The 23,896-nt window shown below is 68.7% G+C and carries 23 protein-coding genes and 1 pseudogene; 16 read left to right on the plus strand and 8 right to left on the minus strand.

The features are described from left to right. The first annotated feature begins 11 nt into the window (after positions 1-11). Positions 12-1,295 carry an MDR family MFS transporter gene (locus J2N69_RS16885; RefSeq protein ID WP_230901529.1) on the plus strand — a complete coding sequence of 428 codons (1,284 nt, stop codon included), beginning with the start codon at positions 12-14 and terminating at the stop codon, positions 1,293-1,295. Between the two features lie 57 nt (positions 1,296-1,352). On the opposite strand, the gene J2N69_RS16890 is transcribed toward J2N69_RS16885, so the two are convergent. Both J2N69_RS16890 and mshA read right to left on the minus strand, forming a co-directional pair. Further along, positions 1,353-1,853: a type III secretion system chaperone family protein gene (locus tag J2N69_RS16890; protein WP_408056898.1), complete on the minus strand. Its 501-nt coding sequence runs from the start codon at positions 1,851-1,853 to the stop codon at positions 1,353-1,355. Between the two features lie 22 nt (positions 1,854-1,875). Beyond that, positions 1,876-3,282, minus strand: a complete 1,407-nt coding sequence (mshA, locus tag J2N69_RS16895) for a D-inositol-3-phosphate glycosyltransferase (protein WP_230901531.1) — start codon at positions 3,280-3,282, stop codon at positions 1,876-1,878. 168 nt (positions 3,283-3,450) lie between these two features. Between mshA and J2N69_RS16900 the strand changes: the two genes are divergently transcribed. The 3 genes from J2N69_RS16900 (at position 3,451) to J2N69_RS16910 (ending at position 7,439) form a co-directional block, all read left to right on the plus strand. Beyond that, positions 3,451-4,257 carry a class I SAM-dependent methyltransferase gene (locus tag J2N69_RS16900; RefSeq protein WP_230901532.1) on the plus strand — a complete coding sequence of 269 codons (807 nt, stop codon included), beginning with the start codon at positions 3,451-3,453 and terminating at the stop codon, positions 4,255-4,257. A 222-nt stretch (positions 4,258-4,479) separates the two neighbouring features. Beyond that, positions 4,480-5,604 carry a C40 family peptidase gene (locus J2N69_RS16905; RefSeq protein ID WP_230901533.1) on the plus strand — a complete coding sequence of 375 codons (1,125 nt, stop codon included), beginning with the start codon at positions 4,480-4,482 and terminating at the stop codon, positions 5,602-5,604. A gap of 308 nt (positions 5,605-5,912) precedes the next feature. After that, on the plus strand, positions 5,913-7,439 hold the full coding sequence (locus J2N69_RS16910) for a PP2C family protein-serine/threonine phosphatase (protein ID WP_230901534.1): 1,527 nt from the start codon (positions 5,913-5,915) through the stop codon (positions 7,437-7,439). A gap of 116 nt (positions 7,440-7,555) precedes the next feature. Here J2N69_RS16910 and J2N69_RS16915 read toward each other — a convergent pair whose 3' ends face one another. The 3 genes from J2N69_RS16915 to J2N69_RS16925 form a co-directional block, all read right to left on the minus strand. After that, positions 7,556-7,888, minus strand: coding sequence for a DUF2516 family protein (locus J2N69_RS16915; RefSeq protein WP_175613709.1), 333 nt, complete (start codon positions 7,886-7,888; stop codon positions 7,556-7,558). A 138-nt stretch (positions 7,889-8,026) separates the two neighbouring features. Then, positions 8,027-8,677, minus strand: a complete 651-nt coding sequence (locus J2N69_RS16920) for a hypothetical protein (protein WP_230901535.1) — start codon at positions 8,675-8,677, stop codon at positions 8,027-8,029. Between the two features lie 60 nt (positions 8,678-8,737). Further along, positions 8,738-9,205, minus strand: coding sequence for a helix-turn-helix domain-containing protein (locus tag J2N69_RS16925; RefSeq protein WP_230901536.1), 468 nt, complete (start codon positions 9,203-9,205; stop codon positions 8,738-8,740). A gap of 261 nt (positions 9,206-9,466) precedes the next feature. Between J2N69_RS16925 and J2N69_RS16930 the strand changes: the two genes are divergently transcribed. Genes J2N69_RS16930 through J2N69_RS16945 form a run of 4 tightly spaced genes read left to right on the plus strand, consistent with a single transcriptional unit; the run spans position 9,467 to position 14,343 of the window. Continuing rightward, positions 9,467-10,243 carry a TnsA-like heteromeric transposase endonuclease subunit gene (locus tag J2N69_RS16930; RefSeq protein WP_230901537.1) on the plus strand — a complete coding sequence of 259 codons (777 nt, stop codon included), beginning with the start codon at positions 9,467-9,469 and terminating at the stop codon, positions 10,241-10,243. Continuing rightward, positions 10,209-12,323, plus strand: a complete 2,115-nt coding sequence (locus J2N69_RS16935) for a Mu transposase C-terminal domain-containing protein (protein ID WP_230901538.1) — start codon at positions 10,209-10,211, stop codon at positions 12,321-12,323. The genes J2N69_RS16930 and J2N69_RS16935 overlap by 35 nt, the downstream gene beginning before the upstream one ends. Further along, on the plus strand, positions 12,314-13,342 hold the full coding sequence (locus tag J2N69_RS16940) for a TniB family NTP-binding protein (protein WP_230901539.1): 1,029 nt from the start codon (positions 12,314-12,316) through the stop codon (positions 13,340-13,342). Before J2N69_RS16935 ends, J2N69_RS16940 begins: the two co-directional genes overlap by 10 nt. Continuing rightward, on the plus strand, positions 13,339-14,343 hold the full coding sequence (locus J2N69_RS16945; RefSeq protein ID WP_230901540.1) for a TniQ family protein: 1,005 nt from the start codon (positions 13,339-13,341) through the stop codon (positions 14,341-14,343). The genes J2N69_RS16940 and J2N69_RS16945 overlap by 4 nt, the downstream gene beginning before the upstream one ends. Positions 14,344-14,434: 91 nt before the next feature. Here J2N69_RS16945 and J2N69_RS16950 read toward each other — a convergent pair whose 3' ends face one another. Further along, a complete protein-coding gene (locus tag J2N69_RS16950) occupies positions 14,435-15,334 on the minus strand; it encodes an AbiTii domain-containing protein (protein WP_230901541.1) in 900 nt (299 codons plus the stop codon). Between the two features lie 341 nt (positions 15,335-15,675). On the opposite strand from J2N69_RS16950, the gene J2N69_RS16955 reads away from it, so the two are divergent. From J2N69_RS16955 to J2N69_RS16975, 5 genes are all read left to right on the plus strand, one after another. Beyond that, the gene (locus tag J2N69_RS16955; RefSeq protein WP_230904755.1) at positions 15,676-16,140 is read left to right on the plus strand and encodes a DUF2199 domain-containing protein; all 465 of its coding nucleotides are present in this window, start codon (positions 15,676-15,678) and stop codon (positions 16,138-16,140) included. A gap of 33 nt (positions 16,141-16,173) precedes the next feature. After that, positions 16,174-16,629: a DUF6228 family protein gene (locus J2N69_RS16960; RefSeq protein WP_230901542.1), complete on the plus strand. Its 456-nt coding sequence runs from the start codon at positions 16,174-16,176 to the stop codon at positions 16,627-16,629. Then, positions 16,626-17,099 (plus strand): hypothetical protein, encoded by a 474-nt coding sequence (locus tag J2N69_RS16965; protein ID WP_230901543.1) that lies wholly within the window; start codon positions 16,626-16,628, stop codon positions 17,097-17,099. The genes J2N69_RS16960 and J2N69_RS16965 overlap by 4 nt, the downstream gene beginning before the upstream one ends. A 217-nt stretch (positions 17,100-17,316) precedes the next feature. Then, positions 17,317-18,801, plus strand: a complete 1,485-nt coding sequence (locus tag J2N69_RS16970) for an AAA family ATPase (RefSeq protein ID WP_053740928.1) — start codon at positions 17,317-17,319, stop codon at positions 18,799-18,801. Next, positions 18,801-19,685 carry an HNH endonuclease gene (locus tag J2N69_RS16975; RefSeq protein WP_230901544.1) on the plus strand — a complete coding sequence of 295 codons (885 nt, stop codon included), beginning with the start codon at positions 18,801-18,803 and terminating at the stop codon, positions 19,683-19,685. The genes J2N69_RS16970 and J2N69_RS16975 overlap by 1 nt, the downstream gene beginning before the upstream one ends. A 442-nt stretch (positions 19,686-20,127) precedes the next feature. Here J2N69_RS16975 and J2N69_RS16980 read toward each other — a convergent pair. Further along, positions 20,128-20,852 (minus strand): annotated as a pseudogene (locus tag J2N69_RS16980) (class I SAM-dependent methyltransferase). A 350-nt stretch (positions 20,853-21,202) separates the two neighbouring features. Here J2N69_RS16980 and J2N69_RS16985 point away from each other — a divergent pair. Next, positions 21,203-21,637 carry a DUF5958 family protein gene (locus J2N69_RS16985; protein WP_230901545.1) on the plus strand — a complete coding sequence of 145 codons (435 nt, stop codon included), beginning with the start codon at positions 21,203-21,205 and terminating at the stop codon, positions 21,635-21,637. A 45-nt stretch (positions 21,638-21,682) separates the two neighbouring features. Here the strand turns inward: J2N69_RS16985 and J2N69_RS16990 are convergent, their stop codons facing one another. Continuing rightward, on the minus strand, positions 21,683-21,904 hold the full coding sequence (locus J2N69_RS16990; RefSeq protein WP_230901546.1) for a hypothetical protein: 222 nt from the start codon (positions 21,902-21,904) through the stop codon (positions 21,683-21,685). Between the two features lie 186 nt (positions 21,905-22,090). Between J2N69_RS16990 and J2N69_RS16995 the strand changes: the two genes are divergently transcribed. Together J2N69_RS16995 and J2N69_RS17000 are read left to right on the plus strand one after the other, a co-directional pair. Then, positions 22,091-22,717 carry a TetR/AcrR family transcriptional regulator gene (locus J2N69_RS16995; protein WP_230901547.1) on the plus strand — a complete coding sequence of 209 codons (627 nt, stop codon included), beginning with the start codon at positions 22,091-22,093 and terminating at the stop codon, positions 22,715-22,717. 124 nt (positions 22,718-22,841) lie between these two features. Continuing rightward, positions 22,842-23,651, plus strand: a complete 810-nt coding sequence (locus tag J2N69_RS17000) for a hypothetical protein (protein WP_230901548.1) — start codon at positions 22,842-22,844, stop codon at positions 23,649-23,651. Positions 23,652-23,896: the final 245 nt, after the last annotated feature.

The raw sequence follows: 23,896 nt of genomic DNA on the forward strand, positions 1-23,896 counted from the left end.
GGGGAAACCGCATGTCCTTCGCCGCCATGAGACGTGCCGTCACCGAGAGCGTCTCGGGGCTGCCCCGCGCCTTCTGGTGGCTGTGGATCAGCACCCTGGTCAACCGGCTCGGCGCCTTCGTCGCGACGTTCATGGCGCTGTACCTGACCTTGGACCGGGGCTACTCCGCCTCGTACGCGGGCCTCGTCGCCGCGCTGCACGGGCTCGGCGGTGTCATGTCCTCGCTGGGCGCCGGGGTGATGACCGACCGGCTCGGGCGGCGGCCCACGCTGCTGATCGCGCAGGCGTCGACGGCGCTCTCCGTGGCGGTGCTCGGCTTCATGGAGCACCCGGTGGCGATCGCGGGCGTCGCCCTGCTCGTGGGCATGGCGAGCAACGCGTCGCGGCCCGCCGTGCAGGCGATGATGGCGGACATCGTGCGGCCCGAGGACCGGGTGCGGGCCTTCTCCTTGAACTACTGGGCCATCAACCTCGGCTTCGCCGTCTCCTCCGCCGGCGCCGGGTTCATCGCCTCGTACAGCTACCGGGCCGGGTTCCTGATCGAGGCCGCGATGACGATGGTCTGCGCGATCGTCGTCTTCATGAAGCTGCCGGAGTCGCGGCCCGTGCGGACGGCGCGGGAGAAGGCCGCCGAGCCGGTGGTGGGGCTCGGGGCCGTGCTGCGGGACGGGCGGTTCATGGGTGTGGTCGGGCTCTCGTTCGTCGTCGCGCTGATCTTCCAGCAGGGCTCGGTGGGGCTGCCGGTCGCGATGGGTGAGGCCGGGTTCACGCCCGCCGACTACGGGCTCGCGATCGCCGTGAACGGCGTGCTGATCGTCGCCCTCCAGATCCCCGTCACCCGCTTCATCGAACCCCGGGACCCACGGCGGCTGCTGGTGATCTCCTCCGTCGTCGCCGGGTACGGCTTCGGGCTCACCGCCTTCGCCGGGTCCGTCGGGGTCTTCGCGCTGACGGTCTGCGTCTGGACGCTCGCCGAGATCGTCAACGCGCCGACCCAGACGGGCCTCGTCGTCGCCCTCTCCCCCACCCACGGCCGCGGGCGCTACCAGGGCATGTACACGATGTCGTGGTCCGTGGCCGCGCTCGTCGCCCCGCTGATGTCCGGGTTCATGATCGACCGGTTCGGCGCGGCGTGGCTGTGGGCGGCGTGCGCGGTGCTCGGGACGGGCGCGGCGCTCGGGTACTGGGGGCTGATGCGGGGGCTTCCCGAGGAGCACCCGGCGCAGGGCGGCGCGGTCGGTTCCGCAGGGCCCGTCGAGCCTCGTACGGATTCCGCGGCCGCACCGCGTCCGTAGTGCCGTACGGCGCGTGTGGAGGCCGCCGGTTAAGTAGGGGATGTGGGGGCGGGAGGGCTACGCCTTGGGGCGCGTCAGATGGGCGAACGCGTCGAGGTTCCGCGTGGACTCCCCCCGCGAGACCCTCCACGCGTACTCCTTGCGGATCGCCGACGCGAACCCCAGTTCCAGGAGCGTGTTGAAGGAGTCGTCCGCGGCGGAGAGGACCGCGCCGAGGAGGCGGTCCACTTCGGCGGGGGTGACCGCAGCGAGCGGCAGCTTGCCCGCCAGGTAGATGTCGCCGAGGGAGTCGATCGCGTAACTCACGCCGTAGAGGCGGAGGTTGCGCTCCAGGAGCCAGCGGTGGACCGCCTCGTGGTTCTCGTCGGGGTGGCGGATCACGAACGCGTTCAGGGACAGCGAGTGCTTGCCCACGATCATCGACAGGGTCGTGGAGAGTTTGCGGGTTCCGGGGAGCTTGACTACGTAGGAGCCCGGTTCGGGGCTCTCCCACTCCAGTTCGGCGTCGTCCAGCGTCCGCTCGATCACCACCGTCGCCGTGTCGGTGTCCGCGTTCATGTCCGTGTCCGCCTGCTCGGGCTCAGCCATGGTGCGAGCGTACGTGACGGCCTGAGCTGCGGAAGTCGTGCATGGCCGCCGTATAGACGTCGGCCGTAGCGGAGGCCGAGGTCTCCCAGCCGAAGGACTGCGCGTGCCGGGCCGCGGCCATTCCCATGCGGTCCACAAGCTGGGGATGGTCGGCGAAATCGCGCAGCACGCGCGCGTAGTGGGCCGGTTCGTGGCCCGAGATCAGGAAACCGGTGACCTCGTCGCGCACCGCGACGGGCAGGCCGCCCACCGAGGCCGCGAGGACCGGCGTACCCGCCGCCTGCGCCTCTATGGCGACGAGACCGAAGGACTCGCTGTAGGAGGGCATCACGAGCACGGACGCCGCGCGGAACCAGTCCGCCAGCTGGTCCTGACCCACCGGCGGCTGGAAGCGCACGACGTCCGCGATACCGAGCCGCGCGGCGAGCTTCTGGAGGCCCTCCGGCTTCGCGAGGCCGCTGCCGCTGGGGCCGCCGACGACGGGGACGACGATGTTCGAACGCAGGGCGGGCCGCTCGTCCAGGAGCACGGCGACCGCGCGGAGCAGCACGTCAGGGGCCTTCAGGGGCTGGATGCGGCCCGCGAAGAGGGGGATCAGGGCGTCCTGCGGGAGCCCCAGCCGGTGGCGGGCCGCGGCGCGTCCGTCGGCCGGGCGGAAGCGGTCGAGGTTGACGCCGGGATGGACGACGGCGACCTTGCCGGGCTCGGCTTCGTAGTGGCGTACGAGTTCGCCGGCCTCTTCGGAGGTGTTGGCGATGAGGCGGTCGGCGGCGCGCACTATCTGCGTCTCGCCGATGACGCGGGCGGCCGGCTCCGGGGTGTCGCCCTCGGCGAGCGCGGCGTTCTTGACCTTGGCCATAGTGTGCATGGCGTGGACGAGGGGCACGCCCCAGCGTTCGGCGGCGAGCCAGCCGACGTGGCCGGAGAGCCAGTAGTGGGAGTGGACCAGGTCGTAGTAGCCGGGGCGGTGGCCCGCCCAGGCCTGCATCACGCCGTGCGTGAAGGCACAGAGCTGGGCCGGCAGCTCTTCCTTGGCGAGGCCTTCGTAGGGGCCCGCGTCGACATGGCGCACGAGGACGCCGGGCGCCAGTTCCACGGCGGGCGGGAGAGCGCCCGTGGTGGCGCGCGTGAAGATCTCGACCTCGATGTTGATCTCGGCGAGCCGCTTGGCCAGCTCGACGATGTAGACGTTCATGCCGCCCGCGTCGCCCGTACCGGGCTGGTGCAGCGGCGAGGTGTGCACACTCAGCATGGCCACGCGGCGCGGACGCCGGTGCGAGCCGTGGGAACCGGGAAGGCCGGAGATTCCGGGGACGGGAAGGCCGGAAACGCCGGGGATACGGAGCCGAGGGGGTGCCGCCGGGGAGCGACGCCCGAGCCTGGACACGTATTGGCTCACGTGGCGGTCCTCCTTGCGTACGGGCATGACGAGGCGGAGGGCGTACGAACCTCCGCACGGGGAACACCGGAAGCGGCTGCTCCATTTCCCCTCCCCCGCCCCTTCGCCCCTTTTTGCCAAAGTGTTACCTGGCGTCTGCCGTCCACCGGCCCCGCATACCCTTTCCCCATGGCCCCACGCGCCCCCCGCACCCCATCCCGCCCCGTGGGAACGGTGACGCGCGGGACCACGAACCCGAACCGGCTGCGCCGCATGGACCGCTGGATCGCCGCCACGCACGGCGGCGCCCTGCGCCGCTCCCCCGCCCCCGTCGCCGTCGACCTCGGCTACGGCGCCTCCCCCTGGACCGCCGTGGAACTGCTGCTGCGGCTGCGTACCGTCGCGCCCCACGCGCGCGTGGTGGGCATCGAGATCGACCCGGCGCGGGTGGCCGCCGCGCGGCCGTACGAGCGCGAGGGGCTCACCTTCCGGCACGGCGGCTTCGAGGTGCCGGTGCCGGGCGGCCCGGCGCTGATCCGGGCCGCGAACGTCTTGCGGCAGTACGACGAGGAGCAGGTCGCCGCCGTGTGGGAGCGGCTGTGCGCGCGGCTCGCCCCCGGCGGGCTGCTCGTCGAGGGCACCTGCGATGAGATCGGCCGGCGGCACGTGTGGGTCGCGCTCGGCCCGGAGGGGCCCCGCACGGTGACGTTCGCGGCGCGGCTCGGCTCCCTGGAGCGCCCCTCCGACCTCGCCGAGCGGCTGCCGAAGGCGCTGATCCACCGGAACGTACCGGGCGAGCCGGTGCACGCGTTCCTGCGGGACTTCGACCGGGCGTGGGCGGCCGCGGCGCCCTACGCCTCGTACGGGGCGCGGCAGCGCTGGATCAGGGCGGTGCGCGACGTCAGCGCCGACTGGCCGGTGCTCGGCGGGACTTCGCGGTGGCGGCAGGGTGAAGTGACGGTGCGCTGGGAGGCGTTGGCGCCTCGGCCGGGGTGAACCGCTCGGGCCACTCGGAGGCATCCCCGGGGCGCCCCCGAGACTCCGACCGGGGGCGACCCCGACACTTCCCTGAGGCGACCCGGAGACTTCCCTGAGGCGCTGACCTGCGGGGAACGAACGTCGCATGCGGCTCGTCAGATGAGGCGGGTGGGGGCTCGGAGTTTGTTGTCGGGCTCTGTCGCATTGGGCGCCGGCGTGGCACCATCCGATGGCGGCCAGATGTTACTGACGGTAAATCAGCTTTGGGGGTGGCAGGGCGTGACCGGCAAGCGATACTCGACGGCGGCGACTGTGGCGCTGATCTGCGCGACTGTGGTGGTGACCGCGCCGGGGGCGGCGTATGCGAGTCCCCCGCCTCCTTCCAGCCCCGCCGAGCCGACGCCCGGATCGGAGCCGACGCCCAGATCGGACGAGTCCCTTGAGCGGGTGCGCAAGGAGATCGAGAAGCTGTACCACGACGCGGGCGTGGCCACCGACGCGTACAACGCGGCGGAGGAGAAGGCCGACAAGCAGTCCGAGCGGATCGTGAAGCTGGCCAAGGACATCGCCGAGGGCCAGGCCAGGCTGAAGAAGCTCAAGGCCCGCGCGGGCGCCGCGGCCCGCGCGCAGTACCGCGGCGGCGGCATGCCGGACGAGGCCCAGCTGATGCTCAGCGACGACCCGCGCCAGTTCCTGGACGGCGCCGGACGCATGCGGCAGGGCGAGAAGGCCACCAAGGGCATGCTGACGGAGCTGAAGCGGACCCAGGAAGACCTGCGGCTCTACGCCGAGGACGCCACCGCCCGCTGGAAGAAGCTGGAAGCCAACCGCAAGGCGAAGGCCGCGTCGAAGAAGAAGATAAAGAAGAAGATCGCCGACGCCGAGAAGCTCGAATCGCGGCTGGAGAAGGAGGAGCGGGAGCGGCTGCGCGAGCTGGAGGAGGAGGCCGCCCTCAAGAAACAGTCGGCGTGGGTGAGTTCGGGCGTCCTGAAGGACATCGGCGGCAAGGCGACATCCGAGGGCCAGAAGGCGGTCGCGTTCGCCACGGCCCAGATCGGCAAGCCGTACGTATGGGGCGCCGAGGGCCCGGGGTCGTACGACTGCTCGGGACTCACCTCGAAGGCCTGGGCGGCGGCCGGGCGCGGCATCCCCCGGACCTCCCAGGAGCAGTGGAAGCAGCTGCCGCACATCGACATGAAGAACATGCGCCCCGGTGACCTGATCATCTACCACGCGGACGCCAGCCACGTCGGGATGTATGTGGGCAACGGCGCGATCGTGCACGCCCCGCGCCCGGGGCGGGACGTGACGCTCGCGGGGGCGGGTTCCATGCGGATTCTGGGGGTTGTGCGGCCTGATAAGTAACGTCAGGCTCAGCGAGCGCGTCAGACCCGGCAGGTGGCGTCAGGCCCAGGGGTGGCCTCGCCTCGCCGGGGCCATCGCCGAGGTGTGACCCAGTCCACCTCTCGGCCCTCCGGTCGGCCCCGGGGGCGTGATGTTCGTCATCCGGGCCGGGCCCTGCGCTGCCCAAGTGCGTTCCTGGATGCGGCATATGACGCTCGCCGTGCGCCGCGCGCCATTCCTATGGAGGCACGGCTACCGCTAAGGTCCCCGTCGGTGCCGCGTCGACCTGCGTGGCGCCATGCCCTCGGGGGGAGGGAAGGAACCAAGCGATGCCCGTACCCATACCGCGGCAGAGAGCGATCCCGGCCGCGGAAGGCGGTCAGGCTCCGGCGCGGCCCCCGCACGACAAGGCGGCGGCCGCGCGTGACACGACCGACGCCGGCAGCTTCGGCACCGGCCCGGGCCCTGCCCCCGACCCCATCACCGCGCCCAAGCCCGAGCCCGGGACCAGCACCGGCCCGCGGCCCATCAGCGAGCCCGAGCGCGGCTCCGGCACCAGCCTCAGCCTGCTGGTGATCGAGGACGACCCGGCGGGACCGCTGAGCGTTCCCCGCCTGCTCGACTCCGCCGGCAAGCCCATCCGTATCCGCACCGCCCGCAACCTCACCGAGGCCGAGCGGCTGCTCACGGACGACGTGCACTGCATCCTGCTGGACCTCGCGCTGACCGTCCCCACCACCGCACCCGGCCCGGCCACCGGCCCCGCCAGTGCCTCCGCGGCCGCTTCCGTGGCCGCTACCGGAGCCGCCTCCGGGACCGCTTCGGGTGACCCCGAGGCGGGCGAGGACGAGCTGGCCGCCCTCAAGCACGTGCTGCGCCTCGCGCCCCGTCACGCCGTTCTCGCGCTCACCGCCAACGACGACTCCGAGCTGGGCGCCAAAGCCGTACGCGTCGGCGCCCAGGACTACCTCTACCGCGACGAGCTGGACGGACGGCTGCTGAGCCGCGCCATCCGGTACGCGGTGGAGCGCAAGCGGGCCGACATCGCCCAGCGCCAGCTGACCGAGTCCCGGCTGCGCGCCCAGGAGAACGCCCGCCTGGAGCGCGGCCTGCTGCCGACCCCGCTCCTGGACGGTTCACCGCTGCGGTTCGCCGCCCGCTACCGTCCCGGCCGCTCCCGCGCGCTGCTCGGCGGCGACTTCTACGACACCGTGCGCACCCCCGACGGCTCCGTGCACGTCATGATCGGCGACGTGTGCGGTCACGGCCCCGACGAGGCCGCGCTCGGTGTGGAGCTGCGGATCGCCTGGCGCGCGCTGACCTTCGCGGGCCTGTGCGGCGACGAACTGCTCTCCACCCTCCAGAAGGTCCTGGAGCACGAGCGCGCGGACGACGAGATCTTCGCGACCCTCTGCACGGTCGACATCGCCCCCGACGGCCGCCGGGCCGGACTCTGCCTGGCCGGACACCCGTCACCGCTGATCGCGCGCGAGGGCCGCCTCGCGGAACTCCTTCCGTACGAGGACGGGGGCCCCGCCCTGGGCCTGTTGCCGCGCGCCCGCTGGCCGCGCCGCCAGGTGGAGCTGGGCGGCAAGTGGAGCCTGATGCTCTACACGGACGGCCTGATCGAGGGCCGGATCGGCCAGGGCAAGGAGCGGCTGGGTCAGGAGGGCATGGTGGAGATGGTCCGCCGCCAGATCGCCCGGGGGCTCCAGGGCGAGGAACTGCTCGAAGCCGCCGTGAACGAGGCGCGGGACCTCAACGGCGGCGACCTGACGGACGACGTGGCGGTCCTGCTGCTCGACCGGGCGCCGGGCGGCAACCACCAGTGGCCTCCGGCGGCGCGGCGGACGTAGGCACCGCGGACAGACGTAGGCACCGCGGGCAGACTTAGGCCCCGCACGCACGCACAGGCGCGGGACGGCGTACGCGCCGGTGCCAGTGCCAGTGCCGGTGCCGATGCCGGTGGGTGTTATCGACCGCCGTTGTACGGGCCGTACGGGCCATCGCTGCTGGAGCCGCCGCGGCGGCCGCGACCGCCGGTGATCTGCCGGATCGCGGGCCGTACGTCCACCATGTAGACGATGGTGGCGATGAGGCCGAGGATCGGCAGGAACGACAGGATGTTGAAGATCAGGTTCACCACGAAGGCGAGCCCGAGGATGATCAACCAGAACGGCTTCGTCTTCTTGTCCGCCGCCCGGTAGGCGTCCTCGCGCCGGACGGCGGCGTCGATGAGCGCGAACCCGCTGAACAGGATCAGGGCCAGCGACAGCAGCCACATGAAGTTCGCGAACCCCTGCATCAGCACAACGTCCACCACCAGTCTCGCCGGTCTCGCCGGTCTCGGCTCGTCATCACGCGGCCACCGTACCCGCTACCTGTGTCAACGGGGCGGGCACCGCGTGAGTGCCCGCCCCGGAGAACGTTCCCCGCCCGTCCGTCACTTGGCCGGGGGCATCTTCTTCGCCGTCGCGGTCGTCGTCTTGCGGGCCGGGGCCTTCTTGGCGGCGGGCTTCTTCGCCGGGGCGGCGGCCGCGCTGTCGCTCTCGGCAACCGCGATCACCGTCGGCTCGGCCTTGGGGGCCGCCTTGGGCTCCGTCGTGGCGGCGGGCGCCGGCACCACGGGCTTCGGCTCGGCGTCCGGCTCGACCGTCTCGGCCAGGTCGAGGATCTCCTCGGCGGCCTCGCCGCGCCAGGTCCGCACGGCCTGCTCGCCGTGCTCGGCGACCTCGTCGTACTTCTCGCGCGCCTTGACGGCGAGTTCCGCGGCCACGCCGACGCCGCGCAGCGCGAGGTCCTGGGCGGTCTCACCGAGCTTCTTCAGGTCGGTGTCGAGGGAGCCGAGCACCTCGGTGACCTTGGCCTGGATGGTCTCCTGCGCCTCCTTGGCGCGGGCGGCGGCCTTGTCCTGCACGGCCTTGGGGTCGGTGTTGCGCACCGCCTCGAAGCGGGAGGGCGCCTCGGCGATCAGCTGCTCGACGATGCCCGGCACCTTCTTCGCCTGCTGGAACGCGAGGTCCGCGGACCCGGCGACGAAGTATGCGGGGGTGGTGTTGGTGAGGGTCTTGCGCAGGTCATCGGTGATGGCCATGACGATGGTCCTCCCGGATTCGCGTCAGCTGGTCAGCTGGTTCAGCTTGGGGGCGTTTGGTCAGCTAGGGGGTGACTGCTTCGGGCCGGCACCACGGCTGTCGGCCGCGCCGGGGCTGCCGTCGGCGTCGACGGCCTCTGGGTCCACATCCGCCGGGTCCACATCCGCGTACGACGAGGTCTCGAAGCCGTTCTCCTTGCGGAAGGACTCGTAGATCTGCAACAGCACCTGCTTCTGGCGCTCGTTGATGGACGGGTCGGCGAGGATGACGGCGCGCGTCTCCAGCTCGTCCCGCTCCTTCTCGTCGAGAATCCCGGCCCGCACGTACAGCGTCTCGGCGGAGATCCGCAGGGCCTTGGCGACCTGCTGCAGCACCTCGGCGCTCGGCTTGCGCAGGCCGCGCTCGATCTGGCTCAGATACGGGTTGGACACCCCGGCGGCGTCGGCGAGCTGCCTGAGCGACAGCTGCGCGTTGCGCCGCTGTTCGCGGAGGTATTCGCCGAGGTTGCCGACGTTGAGTGATGCCATGCCTCGATGGTGCAGCACCCTTGCTAACTTTTGCAAGCACCTGCTTGCAAAAGTGCGCCACGCCACGTGATGTCACGTCACATCGGCTGGCGTGTGACGTGTCTCGCTGGAGGTGAGCCAGTCTCGGTCTATCTGAACCATCTGGTCGCTCGTCTCAGTCAACCTTGACCATCTGTCGATCTGTCTCGCTCTTCCTGACCCACTGCCGCACCGGGGTCCCTACGGTCTTCGTATCGGGTGGGTGCCGAGCGGGGGTAGCTGATGGTTGCGGAGCACTTCTGGCTGGAGTACGTAGACGCCCGCGGCGAGCCGCACGGCGGGCCGCTTGAGGTGATGTGGCCGACCCGTTTCGAGGCAGCCGGGCAGGTACGCGGGTTCCCTTCGTACCGGGGGCAGCGGAACTTCGCGGGCTGGTACTGGGCTGCTACAGGCGGCGACCTGGTCGGCTATGAGTCGTGGGTGGAGCTCGGGCACCTGATGAGGCTGGACGCCGATCCGGATGTGGTGGCGGTGGCCTCGCAGCCGTTCCGGCTGTCGTGGCGGTACGGCGACCGGGCGCGGCGTACCCGCCATACGCCGGACTACTTCGTACGCCGTCGGGACGGCACCGCTGTGGTGCTGGACGTACGTCCGGACGATCGGATCGAACCAGACGACGCGGCGAAGTTCGCGGCCACGGCCGCGGCCTGCGCCCAGGTTGGCTGGGGCTTCGAGCGGGTCGGGATACTCGATCCCGTGCTGGCGGCGAATCTGCGCTGGCTGTCGGGCTACCGGCACCCGCGGGTGCGGCGCGAGCCGGTCGCCGATGCCCTGCAAGCAGTGTTCGCAGAGCCGCAGGGACTGCTTGCGGGGGCCCGGGAAGTCGGGGATCCGATCGCCACGCTACCGGTGCTCTTTCACCTCTTGTGGCGCCGGGTGTTGGTCGCTGACCTGGGGGGCGAGTTGCTGGCGGGGGCCACGCGCGTACACCTCGTTCCTGCGGTGGTGAAGGAGGTGGGCGGGGATGCCGGCGCGTCCGCAGCTGCTGTCGCTGGGTGATCGGGTTAGCTACGACGGGCGCGAGCACACCGTGGCCGCCTTGCACGGCACTTCAGTGCGGCTGGTGGATGACGCCCTGGCCGCCAGTGTGGTGCTGCTGGGGAACTTACTGGCCTCTGAAGGGTTCACCGTGCTCAGCAGCGCGCCGAGCCGCCCGCCGCTGCCCGATGCAGGGGCCCTGGAAGGGCTGCCCAAAGACGCCGCAGAGCGGGCCGAGTGGTGGCGAAGGCACCTGACCGAACTGCTTACGGGCCGTCCAGACGTCGATGCCCGCACCCCGGTGAAGGCCGAGTACGACCCGGCCGTGAACTCCTTGCGGCAGCGGGAGCTGGCCAAACTCGCCGAACTACGCGAAGCAGGCGAGGGGGTGGGGCTGAGCACGCTGCGCCGAATGCGCACTCGCTTCGAGCGCGAAGGGGTGGCGGGTTTGGTGGACGGTCGGCAGCGCAAGCCCGCCACCGGCACGAGCCGGGCCGATCCGCGGGTGGTCGAGGCCATCGAGAAGATCGTCAACAGCCGGACCGACGAGCCGACCGTGTCCGCGCAGGTGCTGCGGCGCAAGGTTGAACGCCTGCTGGCTGCCGAGCACGGCACGGGAGCGGTTCCGATGCCCTCCAGGGCGACGTTCTACCGCTTGTTGGAGGCAGTCTCGGCCGGGCAACATCTGCTGGGCTCGGCCCGCACCCGCCGCTCGCTGGGCAAACAGCCGAAGCGGATGTTCGGGCAGCTGACACCAGCACGACCAGGTGAAGTGATGGAGATCGACTCCACGCCACTGGACGTAATGGTCGTCCACGACGACGGGACAGTGGACCGCTGCGAGCTGACTGGACTGGTCGATCTGGCGACGAGGACACTGGCTGCGGTGGTGTTGCGGCCCTCGACAAAGGCAGTGGACGCCGCCCTGCTGTTGGCACGGGCGATGGCGCCCGAGGTGGTTCGGCCAGGCTGGTCGGACGCGTTGCGCATGTCCCGGTCGGTGCTGCCCTATGCCTCGCTGCTGACACTGGACGAACGGATGGCCAAGGCAGCCGCGAAGCCAGTGATCGTCCCGGAGATGGTGGTCAGTGACCGCGGGAAAGCGTTCGTCTCGGACAACTTCCGAAATGCCTGCCGCCACTTGGGGATCTCGTTCCAGCCCGCGCATCCGGACACCCCGACCGACAAGCCGCATATTGAACGGACCCTTGGCTCCGTGGCAACGATGTTCGCCCAGGATCTGCCCGGCTACACCGGCCGGAGTGCCGAGATGCGGGGCAGGGATCCGTCCGCGCGAGCGGTTTGGTCCATCCACGAACTCCAGGAACTGCTCCAGGAATGGGTCGTTTCGACGTGGCAGGTCAGGCCTCACGGCGGGCTGCGGGACCCCTTGATGCCGGATCGCCCGTTGAGTCCGAACGAGAAGTACGCCGCGCTGGTGGCGGCGGCCGGATACGTGCCAGTCGCGCTGAGCCCGGAGGAGTACATCCAACTCATGCCCCGCGAATGGAGGGTCATCGGTCCCGGAGGGGTGCGGATCAACAACCGTACTTACGACTCCCGCGACCTTGTCCCCCTTCGGCGCCAGCCCTCCGGGGCGGGTCCGGACGGGAGGCTCTGGGAGGTCCACTACGATCCTTATGACATCTCCTGCGTCTGGGTACGCAACCACCGCGGCACGGGCTGGATCACCGCGACCTGGCGCCATCTACGCACTTCGCCCGTCCCAATGGGTGAACTGGTCTTCGACCGGGCCCGCCAGGTGCTGGCCGAACGTGAACAGCGCAAGCCGCACGAGGAAGCGGTCGCCGAGACTGCGGTAGAGCTGCTTGACCGGGCCGCTGACGGTCCCGAAGAACGCTCTGTCCGGCGGCGGAAAAGCTCGGGCCGAGCGGCCGAGCGGCGTGACCGCAAGGTCGTCGGCCGCACCCGTGCCACCAGCCAGCCGGCCTGGCCTCGTCCCGAGACACCCGCCCCCTCGCAAGCGCTTCCGACCGAACCAGCTCAGGGCTCCGATGGCGCCGATGAGAGCGAGGAGTTGGCGAAAGTGGTGCCGCTGGGGATCTTCGACGCTCGTGAGGAGGCGAAGAGATGGCGGTGAGCCCCTCCGGAGATGATCGTTCTCCGGCCGACGAAGACGAACGTGTGGAGCCGCCCACCACTCTCACTGGCTGGCGGCGGTTCGTGGAGAAGGACCCGCGCCCCTTCGACCTGCTGCCCCGCGCTCGATGGGAGTCGATGAACGACGAGGAACGCACCGACTACGACGAAGCTCGCATCGACTACCACTCAGAACTCCAAGTGGTACGCACATCCACAGTTAAGGAAGTCGCTCACCAGGGACGCCTACTGACCCTGCTCAACCGACGCGAGCACGGAGCTCGCCGCGGCCTGATCATCTCTGGCGACCGCACCACGGGCAAGACCACTGCACTCCGACAGCTCGGGCGCCTTCACGAACTGCGCGTTCGGCAGAGATCCGGCGAAGGCCAACGCATCCCGGTGGTCTATGTCACCGCACCGCCGAAAGGATCACCCCGGAAGCTCGCCTTGGAGTTTGCCCGCTTCCTCAACATCCCGACCATCACCCCACGCCACAACACCGCCGACATCACGCATTCCGTATGTCAGGTGCTGACAGAGGCCCGCACGGACCTGGTGCTGGTCGACGAGATCCACCTCATGAACTTGGGCACGATTGCCGGAGAGGAGCTCTCCGACCATCTGAAGTACTTCACCGAGCACCTGCCGGCCACGTTCATCTACGCCGGCATCGACGTCGAACACTCCGGGCTGTTCACCGGCATCCGCGGCGGCCAGATCGCAGGTCGCTGCACCCTCCTGCACACCGGACCCTTCCCGCTGGGCCGTGAATGGGAAGGGCTGGTCGCGACCATGGAGGGCACCCTTCGCCTGCACAGGCACGCCCCCAACACATTGACCAAGTTGCACAAATACCTCTACCAGCGGACCGGCGGCATGATCGGCAGCCTCTCCCACCTTGTCCGTGCCGCAGCCATCTCCGCGATCCTGGACGGCAGCGAAAGCATCACCCGGCGACAACTGCACGCCATCCACGTGGACCACGCCAGCGAGAGCGCCTACCGGACATCCGCATGATCGGGGTCACGGCCCCGGCCGGGCCGGCACGACCACTTCCTCTGACCTCCCCGCCCCTTCCGAATGAGACTGTTCGGTCCTATGCCGCGCGGCTCGCGCTGCTCAACGGGGTTCCCCCGAAGCACGTGCTCCGCCGCTTCTACTCGGCGGAGAGGCCCCTGGACAGGCTGCATCTCCTCGCCGTTCGCAGCGGTCAGACACCAAAATCCCTGAGGAAGGCACTGCCCGAGCTGACCACCGCCACGGCATGGCACCATCCGGGCTACCCGTTGATCAACCGGACCTGGGCCTGCGACTTCTGCGCGGCCGCACATACCGGAAAGACCAGCTGGCGAATCGAGATCTGGGGGCTCCGAGACCTCAACCAGCTCTGCGTCAAGCACCGCCGGTGGACAGGCAGTGGCACCGCCTACGACTCGTACTTTGAGCGAAGCGTCGAGATCCCTTCAACCGGTCAGTGCAGCGTTGCGCAAGCGCCCGAGATCGTTGAAGCTCAACGGCGCCTCCACCGGCTCTGCCGTCACAGCAGATACCGCAGGATCCTGCCCGCCTACGAAGAATGCTCCAAGTTCTGGCGCGACCTGACCAGACACGGTTACGCAGCCGACCGTACGGAGCGCAGACTCCGCTTGATCCATCCGGACGAGACCAGTCGGCACCGGCCATACCCATACGCCGAGGCCGCCGACTTCCCCGACGTCGTCCAGGTCGCCGCTCTCTTCGCTTCCTTCTACTGGCGAAAACAAGCCCTCGGAAGCCAGGGAGAGGTTCAGCGCTTCCGCCGAGAGTTCGACAGGCGACTACCCGCAGAGCGGAAGCTGAGGACAACCGCCATCCCATGGCTCCAAGAAGAGATCGTGCGACTTGCCCAACGGGTCGACGAGGCCGTCCGCCACCATGAGGCCAGCCTCGACGGGCTCGTAACCGCCCACCCGCACGACCAGTTCCCTCCCCTTCTCATCCGAAGGATCTTGAAGCGCTCCCCAGCACACGCACGGTGAACTGCCTCTGCCCTCACCTCTGGGACTGATCACCTCTGGGCGATCGACGGCAGCGGGAGCATGGCCGAGAATCCCGGGCGGGCAACTGAAGTCAGGAGTCGCCGCCCTCGGGCGCGCTCAGGGTCAGGATCTCGCCGAGCGCGATGTAGGTCTGCAGGAAAATGAAGCGGGCCTCATCAATGGTGACCTCGGCGTGAGTGCCTGCGGAGCACCGGGCGTAGAGATCGGACAGGGTCCGACGTAGACGGTCCCTGCGACTCTTGGACGCCCCGCAGGCGTAGGTATGGGCCTGGAGACGGTTCAGCACCTGCTGCGGTCCGACCTTCAGGTCGACCTCGTCCCCGATCTTGTACAGCTCGTCCCGGGCCGGGAACACGTAGTCCGCAGAGGAGTCGATCAACCGGCGGCAGGTGGTGAGGGCCTGGCTGACAGACTCGGGGTCGCCGTCCCGGAGGCGATCAGAGATGCGCTCGATCTTTTTGAGTGCAGTCCCGCTCGCCGCCGCCAATGACCCGTCGACCTTCTCCTGGGTATCCGCGAACAGACTCGCCTGGAGCTCGCTGAACAGGAGCTCGTGATAAATCTCGGTAACCATGTTGTAGACGGTCGCGACGATTTGCCCGCAGATTCCGATCCATGTGCCGAGGTTCGATGACGACTGGAGGATCCGCGAGTCATGGTCGCGCGACGCAGGGATGAGCATGTCGCCTGAGTAGTTGCCCCCGCCGCGCAGCGCGTCGATGGCCTGCCGGGCAGACTCGACATGACCCTCCACTTTCGCGATCGACACGGTGTAGAAGGTGTTCTTCTCCTTGTCGGCCCATCGGCCCGCCCGTCCGATCCACGTCCCCGCCGAGCCGTCGGTCGGATACCCGCTGCGCTCGAACCCGAGAAACTCCGTCAACTCGGTGTGGCCGACCAGTCGGGCGAGCCTGCTCGCCTTCAGGACGACCTCGGACGCCTTCAACCGCTTAAGCTCGATGTCGGCCAAGAGCTCGTCCGCAACGCGGATCGCTTCTTCCTGTCGCCCCATTGCTGACCGCCCGTCTGCTCGAACTTGGCTGGGTTGCAGTCGTACCACGTGGGTCCGACACCTCTGTGCCGATTATTTCGGTGACCGCGACAGCCTCCGCATCATGGCAATCCACGGTCGGGTTCAGGCTGGCAGCGTTCAGCTTCCGCAAACCCACGGGGATCACAATCGCCCTGGTTCATCTTCACCGAGACGGGACTGACCTCAGCTGTGTCGGAGCCGATCACTAGGCTCCGCTCATGACCAGCGACCCCGGATTCACCTGCTCGTGCTGCGGCAGCCACCACGCCGAGCTACCGATGAACTACTCGGCTGTCGCCCCGTACGTCTGGGAACCGAGCTTCGCCGACTCTGCGAACTGCCTTCTCTCATCGGATCAGTGCGTGATCCAGGCACAGCACTACTTCGTCAAGGGTCTGGTCGAGATACCGATCATCGGTAGCGACGAGGTGTTCTCCTGGGCCGCATGGGTCTCCCTCAACCGGGACAACTTCTCCCGATCCGCAGACCTTTGGGACACCGCGGGACGGGAAACCGAGGAGCCGTACTTCGGGTGGCTGTCCACCGACCTCTCCCTCTACTCGCCCAGCACCATCAATTTGAAGACCTGCGTCCACACCCGTCCCATCGGACAGCGTCCCTTCATCGAGCTGGAGCCGACCGACCACCCTCTCGCAGTCGAACAGCGGACCGGCATCACTATGGAGCGCGTCCGTGCAATCGCCGAAGCCATGCTCCACCTCACCGACAACGAATCCAAGTGACGCCGAACAGGCTGCTGACCTAGCGTTCCGCCCATGACCACACCAGACGTCGGCACTGACGATGAGGCCAGCGTGTCCATCCGCTGCCAGGACAACGCCTCCGTCAGCGTGACGTTCTGCGACCGGTTCAACTTCGACGCCGACTCCGTGCACTATGCCGTCGAACTGCGCGCTCCCGGGCTGACCGCTCGCGTCGACGAGGTCGTCGCCTGGATCTGGGACAGCGACCTCACCGCGTTTCTGGAAGAGCTCGCCACCGACTACCAGGGGTGGGACGGCGAACGGAGCTGGCATACCAACGACCGCGACCTGACGGTGTCGGCGGCCTTCCGGTCCGACGGCTACGTCGGGCTGACCTGGGCCCTGCGGCCGTGGACGCAGGTCGCAGGCGGCTGGGGCGCGTCGGTGACCACGTGGCTGGAGGCCGGCGAGCAGATGACTTCCCTCGCCGCCGATGTCCGCGCCTTCCTCGCCGAGGAGCACCAGTGACATCCGACATGCGCATCACCTGGACGCTTGCGGGATCCGGGTGGGCCGACTGCACCCTTGAAGATCGCCTGGCGAAAGCCGAGCTCACCGCGTCCTACATCACCAGTGCGCCCGAAGAGCTCCTGACCGCGGTGGCCCGGCTCGTCGCCAGCGAGACAGAGACCCGTGTCCAGTTCGAGGCCGAGCCGACTGCCTACCGGTGGATTTTCTACCGCGAAGGCGAGGACATCTGGATCCGAGTGCTGGAACTGCGCGACGGCAGCGATCACGACAACAGGGGAGCCGAGATCTGGTCCAGCCAGCTCGGCATCGACCAGCTCGCCCGCACCGTGATCCGCTGCTTCGACAAGGTCGCGCAGACTTACGGTGAGAGCGGCTATCGAGGCAAGTGGGGCGAACACTTCCCACGAACCGAGCTCGAAGTCCTCAGACGCCTCTGGCACACCCACCACCGCAGCGACAACACATAGCCGCACGAGCCCGCAGCAAAGCAACGGCGGCCCTACTCCAGACTCCAGCGGCGCACTCCAGCCGGGCCGCTGAGTTCGCGACGTCCGCCCCCGCACACCCGTGCGCGCTGCCGCCTAAGATCGCACATCGACGGAGCACAGTAAGCGGGGGAGGGCCAGGAAAACCGTGCGATTCGGCGTAATTTATGACGACCATCGCTTGGCCGAAGGTGGCGCTATGGCGGAGGATCTTTTCGATGCGCTCCTCGTCCACGACACCTGGGACGACGACGGGTACCGCACCATGTTCACGTTGCGCGTTCTGACCAGGGAGGGCTGGATCGAGGTCGGCACGGTGAAGATTGGCCACGTGGCGACGGATGGCGAGAACGTTCCCGCCAACTATCTGCTCCCGGAGCGCTTCAGCCGCCTGGACAGCTCGCGCTATTTCTCGGTGGGCCAGGATGAAAGCTATTACTACACGCTGAGCGAGATACCCAGCGCCATCCGGGAGGAAGTACTCACCGCGCTCCGGGATATCGCCTATGACGAGGACTCCTTCCGCCTCGCGCGGAACCAAGATGTGACCCGCACTTCGCTACTGCGCTTCGTCAAGATGTCGACCGTGCGCGGGCAGCTGCGGCGCATCGCACGTGGCGGAGCGCGCCGGGTAAGTTTCGATATCGCCTACGAGCCGCCGCTGCCACCGGCAATGGGTTCCGTGCGGTTCGAATTCAAGGTCGAACCAGGCTCCCGGCCGGCCAGCAACGTGCACGCCCTGACCGGACGGAACGGCGTGGGGAAGTCATATGTGCTTTCCCACTTGGCCCGCGCCGTCGCTGCGGTCGAGCCGCAGATATATGAGCTCGGGCGGATCATCGAGTACGGCCGCGAGGGCCGATCCTTCAACAACCTGGTGACTGTCTCGTTCAGCGCCTTTGACGACTTCCCGCTCGTCGAGGGCGACGAAATGTTCATCGCTTCCTACGTGGGTCTGCGTGTTCAGGGTTCACGATCCCCCAGGTTCAAGACCCCTGGCGGGCTCAGGAAGGACTTCGCGCAGGCCATGAAGGCATGTCTGACGCGCGAGCGCAGCCCACAATGGATCAGGGCATTGCGTACCCTCGACTATCCCGGGAGCGGACTCCTGGAGGAGGGATGGCTGGAGAACTTCGAGAACACCGCAAGTCTGAACAGCCGCGAGAATAAGGCCCGGCAGCTCTTCCGCCGTCTCAGCGCCGGCCACCGGCTCGTTCTGCTCACCATGACCCGGCTCATCGAGCACGTGAGTGAGCGGACCCTCGTCATCATCGATGAGCCGGAAACCCACCTCCATCCGCCCCTGCTGTCCGCTTTCATGCGGGCGCTGTCCGATCTGCTCGCCGAGCGCAACGGGCTGGCCATCGTCGCCACACACTCTCCGGTTGTACTCCAAGAGATTCCTGCCCACTGCGTCTGGAAGCTCTGGCGCTACGGCGGGCAACTCGGAGCCGCGCAGCCCCGCATCGAAACGTACGGCGAGAACGTCGGCGTGCTGACTCACGAGGTCTTCGGTCTGGAACTCACCGAAGCCGGCTTTCTGCACGAACTACGACGTCTGGTCGACGTCGGCTACTCCTACGACGCTGTCCTGGAACACTTCAGTGGACGGCTTGGCAGCGAGGCACAGTTGGTGCTCAGTGCCTTGCTCGGCCAGCGCGACGACGTGGAGGGACACGGCTGATGCAGCACATAGATCCTCCGACCTTCGACGCACGCGACGTCTACACCACCTGCATCGCCAACGCCCGCCCAAATAGCCGAAAACGGCTGGAGTCGTTCACCGACGCGGTGGCCGATGCAGCAAGTGCGTACGAGGCAGCCGCTCAGGGCCAGGCTCTTCACACCCTCACCGGCCTCGCTGCCACGCCTGGCACCCGTCGCGACCGCAAGGCACTGGAGGGGGTCTACACCGACCGGTTGGCCAAGGACCGTGGTCCGGGCCGCCGCATCTACGAGGCGCTCAAAGGTACGACCGACCAAGAAGGCCGTCGACGGGATAACCGGTGTCCCCTGTGCGGGGAGGGCCTGGTAACCACGCTCGATCACCACCTACCCAAGAACACGTACCCGCTGCTCAGCGTGGTACCGGTTAACCTCATCCCGGCTTGCCGCGACTGCAACACCGGCAAGCGCGCGACAGTCCCCGTCAATGCGGGTGACCAGACCCTGCACCCCTACTTCGACGACTTCTCCCACCACCCCTGGCTTCGAGCTCGTCTCAGGAGGCCACGCGGCAATGAGCAGCCGTCGATGAAGTTCTTCGTTTCCCCCCACCCTGATTGGAGCGACACACTCACAGAACGCCTCCAGAAACACCTGAAGGTGTTCGACCTGGACTACCGGTACAGCCTTCTGGTGAGTAGCCACATCGCATCCACCAACCACGACCTCACGATGATGCCCACTAACTCCGTCGCCCCCTGGCTTGAGCACAAGGCCGAGGGCTGGCGCTACCGGGGTAACCCCAACACGATGGGCTATGCCCTGTTCAAGGCCCTGGCGGCCGACAAGTGGTATGTCAACGGCGGCTGGCGCGGCTCAAGCCCGGAGACAAACCTCGACTAATCGGCCCGACAGCCATTCTCCGAGAAGGCCGATTTGAGGACACGCCACGACTTCGGAGAAGGGGGTGCAACAGCTCACTGGGGCTGGACGTGACGCCGCAGTCAGTCCGCCGCGGGACCGATCGATGGCGTGGTCATCGGGTTCGCCGACCGGGCACCCTTCCGCGGCCCCCGGCCAAGCGCAGAGCCGACGGGCTTGTCGTCGGTTCCCTCTCGCGTCGTGGTTTGGGCGCACCAGACACGGCACGACTCCGCTCGACGGTAGAGCGACTGGGTTCGATGTCAACGGACAGCTGCTCAGGTTGAGTGAGACAGGCCAGCCATTGCCGTCTCACTCAACCTGAGCCACCCCAGGTCACCGCCTCACGATGGCCCACTTCCATTGAGACGGGACAGCGTGTCTCGGTGTCCGTTCCCCCCGGTGAGGTCTCTCGTGGGCGGAGCTACGGACGTCGCGCGACGAAGACGAACTCCTTGCCCGGCCTGTCGGGCGCGTCGCGTACGTCCTCCAGCACGTACCCCTGCGCGATCAGCTCCGTCTCGACCTCCTGCCGCTCGCGGAAGCGCAGGGTGGAGTCCGACGTCATCACCTCCCCGTCGGCAGCGAAAACATAGGTCCAGCGGAACGTCACCAGCGGCTCGCTCACCTCGATCACCTGGACCCAGCTCTCGACAGCGCCAACGTCCGGGATCTCCGTCACGCGATACGAGGCTTCACGGTTCCACTCCTCCCAGGCGCGTCTGGCTGGGTCCCGGGTCTCGAACACCAGACGGCCACCAGGTCGTAGTGCTTCGTACGCACCACGCAGGGTCTCGCGCCAGGCCTGCGGATCGATGATCTGCTGGCGGCGTTCGCCGTCATGGTTGCCATGCCGACCCGCATCGGTGGAAGTGCCGTGGCATCGCCACAGATCCAGTGCACTCGCTCGCCGCCCCGCTTGGCTCGGGCCACGTCGATGGACGCCTGAGCGGGATCGACACCCACGACTTCGATCCCGCGTTCAGCGAGCAGGAGCGCGAACACGCCTGTTCCACAGCCGATGTCCAGCACCTGACGTGCCCCGAACTCCTGCGTCATCCGGACGTACGCGTCGAGATCGCTGCGATCGGGGTCGAGCGGGTCATAGAGCGCGGCGAGCCGTGGATGCCCGAAACACTCGTCAGCCATGCAGCCGAACGTATGGGCTGCTGAAGCCTTTGCCAGACAGAACCAGACAGAACCAGAACTGCTGGGACTGCCCCAGCTCACCTCAGCGGCTCAGGTCTTGTGGGAACGGACAGTGTCCCAGTGGTTCCGGAACGCTCGGCCGAGTCCTTGCCGAGTCCCTGCGAAGCCGGCCGGCCCGTACGGCCCACCGCATGGTCGACGCGTTCGATGCAGCTGAAGCTCTGCGCGGCGGGGCTGGGGACGTGGGTACTCAGAGCCGCTGGAGGCCGACCAACTGCCTTTTTAGGCACCCAAGGGTCTGGTTGTATGGCCGGGAAAGGCTGTGCATCGGGCGCAACGGGGGCGGGGACATGGCTGATCCGTACGTCATTCTCAACGAACTCGCCCAGGGGCTCCGGCCGATGCCGCAGGGAATCGAGTGGTTCGAGGGCCTCTCGACCGAGGAGCGGTCCCACACCCTGCGCCTCCTGTCACAGTTCTGCGTTCAGGCCCGCGCCACCGCCGAAGACGCCCCGGAAAGTATTCGACGCGCCGGACTTCGCGCCACGCACACACCGGCAGTTCTGATCACACGAGGGCGGATCGACCAGCAACTCGGAAAGATCGCCGCTCTCACCCCGCACGACGAGCGCCTCAAGTCATTCCGGCTGCTGATCGCGGTGCTGGCCATCGCCGACGAACGCCGACGAGAGCGCTTCTGCTCCGACGGCTGCGGCCACGCGTGGCATCACCTGTCCGTCGGCATCCCCGACGCCTCGACCGACATTCCCGAGGCCTCGATCTGATCCCTCGTACGGGGAAAATCGGGACCCCGCATCCCACCCCGCCCCTCAACGGCGGCGGCCGACCGCCTTCGCCTCGCCGTGGGCCCAGCCCGCGACGGCCACGCCGACCGCCGCGGCCAAGAAGTAGACCGTGACGCTCGCCGCGAATCCGCCCGGCAGCCAACCGAGCAGGCCCGCGTCGTCGTGGTCGACGAGCTGGCGGATCGCCCCCTGTGCCCCGAGGACGAGCAGAACCATGCCGAGCCCCTGAAAGATGTCGTACTTCACGCGTGCTCCCTGCTTTCCGTCTCGTCAGGAGGCGCCCCCGGGCGCACGGAAGTGCGCGCCCCAGGCGCCTCGGCACCTCCGCGACCGCGCACAGCGAGGCGGTTACAGTGCACTTGCACTGTAATAAGCAGGAGCCCGCTTTGCAATGCAACTGCATGGCAAAAGGGAGAGGGAGGCGGCTGTGCCGTGCCGAAGATCGTGGACCACGAGGAACGCAAGAGACGCCTGGTCGACGCCGTCTGGGCGCTCACGGTCCGGGGCGGCATCGAACAGGTGACGCTGCGCAAGGTGGCCGAGCAGGCGGGCGTCTCCATGGGGCAGGTGCAGCACTACTACTCCTCGATGCAGGCCCTGGTCCGCGACGCGCTCGACCGGGCCGTCCGCGCCGTGAACGCGAACATCGAGAAAGCGGTCGAGGCAGCCGGCGCCACGACCCCGGAAGCCGTTCTCCGCGCCTGCCTGCATGCCCTGATCAGCCCTGACGAGGAGAGCATGCGGCTCATGCGGTTCTCCCTGGCGGCGGCGGGGCGGGCCGTCTCCGACCCGACGATGGCCAGGGTCCTGGCACCGGGCGACGACGAACTGCTCTCCTTCACCGCGGGGCTCATCACCGCCGCCCGGCAGGAGCGAGGCGTCGAGCCCCGCGGGGATGCGCGCATGGACGCGGACATCAGTTGGGCGCTCGCCACGAGCCTCGGAGTGGACGTCGCCCTCGGCTATCGCTCACCGGAGACCGCCGCACGCGTGCTCTCCCACCACATCGACCAGGTCCTGGGGGTCCTGGGATCGGGCGGGCACGAGGCGACGGCCTGAGACAGGGGTTCCTGAGGCAGGAGCCAAGGGTCGGGAGGCGGCCGGCCGTACGACCACGGGCCGACCCCGAGGTGTGGCCCCTGCTCCGACGACACGCCGCGTACGGTGACGACATCGTGGCCCCATGACCCCCAACACCCCAGCAACCGCCATGCCAGGCACTGCCGTTCCGCACACCAGCGAGCCGCGCACCAGCGAGCCGCGCACCGCCGAGCCGCACACCGCCGCTTCGCGCACCGCCGTTCCGGGCCGCCGGGTCGGTGGCGCCTCCCTCGTCATCGGCCCCTTGCTGCTGTTCACCGGCCTCCTGCTGCGGCTGCGCTTCGACTTCTTCTTCCCGGCCCAACTCCGCGCGTACGAACACCATCCGGGCCTCATGTCGGCCTCGTCCGGCCTCGTGGCCGCGGGGTGGGTGCTGCTCTGGCCCGGCGTCATGTTCCTCGCCGCCAGGAGCGGCGAGCGCTGCCGGGAACTGGCCGTGTGGGGCGGTGTCCTCACGGTCCTCGGTCTCTTCGCCCGCGCGTTCCACGCGGGGGTGGACCACTTGGGCTTCCAACTGGTGAACGCACACGGGGTGGCGGCGGCGACGCGGACCGTGGGTGAGACCTATGGCGCGTTCCACGTCTTCAGCACGCTGAACGCCGCCGTCATGGGCGGCTGGCTCCTGCTGGCCATCGGCGCGTACCGGGCCCGTATGCTCGGCCCGCTGCGCGCGGCGGCCCTGGCGCTGGCGTCGGCGATGCCGCTCGGGGTGCTGAAGGGGACGACGCCTCTGTCGGTCGTCGCCGCCGCGGGCCTGTGCGTCGCGCTCGTCCCACTGGGCGTGGCCGCGTGGCGCGACGGGCCGGTTCAGCGGGCGGCCGTCGTCGCCGGGCGGCTTCTCCTGGTGATCGCCGTGGGCACCGCGATGTTCTTGTTCGGGCAGGTCGGATGAACGGCAAAATGGACGGCAAGATGAGCGGCAGGCTCAGCGGCCGGACAAGCGACCAGACAGGCGCCCGCATGGGCACCCGCACAGGCACCCAGACAGGCGGCCGGATCAGCGGCCGGACAGGCGCCCGGGCTGGCGGCCGTACAAGCACCCGGACAGGTGGCCGGACAAGCAATCAGACAGGCGCTCGGACAGGCGCCCGCACAAGCAATCAGACAGGCGCTCGGACAGGCGCCCGCACAAGCACC

The organism is Streptomyces huasconensis, from assembly GCF_021028635.1.
Taxonomy (GTDB): domain Bacteria; phylum Actinomycetota; class Actinomycetes; order Streptomycetales; family Streptomycetaceae; genus Streptomyces; species Streptomyces huasconensis.

Excerpts from the sequence above, each read along its gene's own strand:
- J2N69_RS16885 (WP_230901529.1), top strand. The coding sequence starts at position 12 with ATGTCCTTCGCCGCCATGAGACGTGCCGTCACCGAGAGCGTCTCGGGG.
- J2N69_RS16890 (WP_408056898.1), bottom strand. The coding sequence starts at position 1,853 with ATGAACGCGGACACCGACACGGCGACGGTGGTGATCGAGCGGACGCTG.
- J2N69_RS16900 (WP_230901532.1), top strand. The coding sequence starts at position 3,451 with ATGGCCCCACGCGCCCCCCGCACCCCATCCCGCCCCGTGGGAACGGTG.
- J2N69_RS16905 (WP_230901533.1), top strand. The coding sequence starts at position 4,480 with ATGTTACTGACGGTAAATCAGCTTTGGGGGTGGCAGGGCGTGACCGGC.
- J2N69_RS16910 (WP_230901534.1), top strand. The coding sequence starts at position 5,913 with ATGCCCGTACCCATACCGCGGCAGAGAGCGATCCCGGCCGCGGAAGGC.
- J2N69_RS16915 (WP_175613709.1), bottom strand. The coding sequence starts at position 7,888 with ATGCAGGGGTTCGCGAACTTCATGTGGCTGCTGTCGCTGGCCCTGATC.
- J2N69_RS16920 (WP_230901535.1), bottom strand. The coding sequence starts at position 8,677 with ATGGCCATCACCGATGACCTGCGCAAGACCCTCACCAACACCACCCCC.
- J2N69_RS16925 (WP_230901536.1), bottom strand. The coding sequence starts at position 9,205 with ATGGCATCACTCAACGTCGGCAACCTCGGCGAATACCTCCGCGAACAG.
- J2N69_RS16930 (WP_230901537.1), top strand. The coding sequence starts at position 9,467 with ATGGTTGCGGAGCACTTCTGGCTGGAGTACGTAGACGCCCGCGGCGAG.
- J2N69_RS16935 (WP_230901538.1), top strand. The coding sequence starts at position 10,209 with ATGCCGGCGCGTCCGCAGCTGCTGTCGCTGGGTGATCGGGTTAGCTAC.
- J2N69_RS16940 (WP_230901539.1), top strand. The coding sequence starts at position 12,314 with ATGGCGGTGAGCCCCTCCGGAGATGATCGTTCTCCGGCCGACGAAGAC.
- J2N69_RS16945 (WP_230901540.1), top strand. The coding sequence starts at position 13,339 with ATGATCGGGGTCACGGCCCCGGCCGGGCCGGCACGACCACTTCCTCTG.
- J2N69_RS16955 (WP_230904755.1), top strand. The coding sequence starts at position 15,676 with ATGAACTACTCGGCTGTCGCCCCGTACGTCTGGGAACCGAGCTTCGCC.
- J2N69_RS16960 (WP_230901542.1), top strand. The coding sequence starts at position 16,174 with ATGACCACACCAGACGTCGGCACTGACGATGAGGCCAGCGTGTCCATC.
- J2N69_RS16970 (WP_053740928.1), top strand. The coding sequence starts at position 17,317 with ATGGCGGAGGATCTTTTCGATGCGCTCCTCGTCCACGACACCTGGGAC.
- J2N69_RS16975 (WP_230901544.1), top strand. The coding sequence starts at position 18,801 with ATGCAGCACATAGATCCTCCGACCTTCGACGCACGCGACGTCTACACC.
- J2N69_RS16985 (WP_230901545.1), top strand. The coding sequence starts at position 21,203 with ATGGCTGATCCGTACGTCATTCTCAACGAACTCGCCCAGGGGCTCCGG.
- J2N69_RS17000 (WP_230901548.1), top strand. The coding sequence starts at position 22,842 with ATGACCCCCAACACCCCAGCAACCGCCATGCCAGGCACTGCCGTTCCG.